Annotated in this window: 2 protein-coding genes; both read right to left on the bottom strand. The window is 34.1% G+C overall.

Annotation, left to right across the window (positions count from 1 at the left end):
* Positions 1-1,495 (bottom strand): Tc toxin subunit A (locus REG_RS08610; RefSeq protein ID WP_039908301.1); only part of this gene is annotated, 1,495 nt, incomplete at its 3' end.
* 308 nt (positions 1,496-1,803) lie between these two features.
* Entirely contained in the window at positions 1,804-2,205 is a 402-nt protein-coding gene (locus REG_RS08605) for an antiterminator Q family protein (RefSeq protein ID WP_006705284.1), read from the bottom strand.
* Positions 2,206-2,449: the final 244 nt, after the last annotated feature.

The raw sequence follows: 2,449 nt of genomic DNA, 5'->3' as shown, positions 1-2,449 counted from the left end.
CCTCGCTAGCCTGAGTGTTTTGCAGACCGGCGATGAGCGTGTTAAGGAGATTTTCAATTTCAGGTGTCCGCACTGTGTCATATTTTTTGTTGGTCATGCAATACAATTCATAAACACTCCAGTCTTGTTGATCTAACCAGGATGTTGTGCTGTAGACTCTGTCAATCAAATTAGCCAGTGCTGCGCTATCTGTAGGAATAAATGGGTGTGATTGAGGAGCTAAGATGGTTAATAACATCACCAATTCATTGATAGTTAAGTGATGAACATCAGCGAGTAAGCGAATACGGTATAGCTTAGAAATATTTTCTGAATTATTCCGTATCATTTTAATATCCTCGCTAGGGGAAGCGAGCATCGCCATTAACATCAACTCACTATTATTAACACGGAAGGCGCGTTTTAATACGTCAGTGTTTGTTGAATCCTCGAATTTATTTTTTTCGTTATTAAAATTAAAATTGATTATAAAAGAACTGTCGGTAGTAAAATTAACGCCATTTAATGGTGGGTTATTAAATAATTTATTAAATTGCTCTTTGTTGGTATTCGGGTAGCAAATAAATTGATTGGCTAAAATTAAAGCCTGGTCAGGCGAAATAGTATAACGTGCTTGATAATGTTTCACTCTGAGTATTTTTTCTAGCATTGCTGGATTAAATTTTGAATTATCTATTTCCTTTCCATTTACCATCGATTTAATGACATCAGTAGACCATCCTGTTTCTTTATAGAGCAGCATGGCTTTATCAATATCATCACTCACTTCTTGCCGTAAAATAGAATACAATCCAGGTGAAATAGTAAAGAGAGGCATCTTATTAATTCTGTCAGTTAAAATAGGTTCATTGAGTAACTGATGAAAATTAATATTACGTTCCTGCAATACCTGACAAATTGACTGGTAAGCATGATGGTAAGGGGCTTCAGTGCTTTTATAAGTACTCAGGTATTGATAAAGTGCAATTTCAGGTGCTACATCTTCTATTACTTTTATTTTATCTTCTATTTTGCTCCATAAAATTTTCTTAACAAGCGACAGCGTGCTGACTTCTTTATCCATATTTTCTTGGTTAATGGTTAATGATTTTAAATCAGGCCGCCGTTTATCTAGCGAGTAGACTGAATTACTTTTATGTAGCTTTCGTGCCGCGCGATATAATTCCGCTAAATAAGCGGCGGGGGAATAAAGCGAAGCAACAGAGCCTTCCACTACATAATTATGATTAATTTTGGTGAAATTTTTATCGTATTGACTAACCGATGCAGGAGATTTATTTAATTTTAATATTTTGGGGATTTGCTGATTGGCATGTGTTAAAGCAGATCTGCTCTTTTTTTGATAATCCATCGCCTGATTATAAAGCGATTGCGTGTCTTCCCATGCCATATTGTGTGATTCGGCCAATATTAAATATTGCTCAAAAGGCAGTTCAGCTACTTGGTTTAATGAATCCAAATTAATTTCTTTTAATAGTTTAGTTATCGTTGTCATAGGTTTATCCATTGGTTTTAAGTGATAGGCTATGGCCTATCTGTAAGTAATAAAAATGAAAGCGAAATGTAATATAAGCCTGATTAAGCGAGTACCTATAAGAAATCTCTTGTAATCACTCGAGAAGATTTAGAATAGGCTTTCGGCGCTATTTTGTTGAAATCAGGCTATATAAGATAATTTAACAGAAGGTACGGAAAAAGAAGGTTGTTAACTGCTAAATGGCATCAGTTTTATTACATTAATACAATTTTTGCGTCGCGCATTAGTCATTTTTATAAAAAATAAAATATTTTTTTGGTTTCACTTTACTTTGTTTTTTCTATTTCATTTTTTTGCACATAAGGATCCATGTTAAGACGGACATTAGCCATTGCCAGGCAGCCATCGATAAAACTTTCCGCTATTTGTATTTTTCTACGGATCTCTCCTTCGGAGCATTTCCATTTTTTGGCAATCGCCCGTTTGGGGATGCGATACATATAGTAAGCAATAATAAGGGTAACTTCTTCTGGTTTACGCACTAATTTTAATTGTCCTACCGCTCTGTCGACAATTAATCCATCTTCATCACAGCATGAAGGCAAGCGAGTTGAATTCTGTGGTAATAATAGTCCTCTAAATCCAGCGGCAACGGTGGAATAACCCATATCTGGTTTATACCGTGCCCAAACACCCCAGCGCTCTAATACTAAATAAATATCTCTCATATTTTTCCCTTATTATAATTTTTATAAAAATTTATTATTTATATTATTAAAAAATGTTTTTAAATGATGAAAATAAAAAATTAATGTCTCTAAAGTTATTTATTTTATCGCTTAATCTGTTTTTCAAGGTGGTTTCATGCAGACAGGTTTTTTAATGTATTCCCTTTAAATTAATTGGCTATAAGAAAGTATGTAAAAAAATGCAAAAAAATATCAATGGCAGCAAAACAGACCTAGTGGTATC

It is taken from the genome of Candidatus Regiella insecticola LSR1 (assembly GCF_000143625.1).
Taxonomy (GTDB): Bacteria; Pseudomonadota; Gammaproteobacteria; order Enterobacterales; family Enterobacteriaceae; genus Regiella; species Regiella insecticola.
This window is presented reverse-complemented; position numbering and strand designations above follow the sequence as displayed.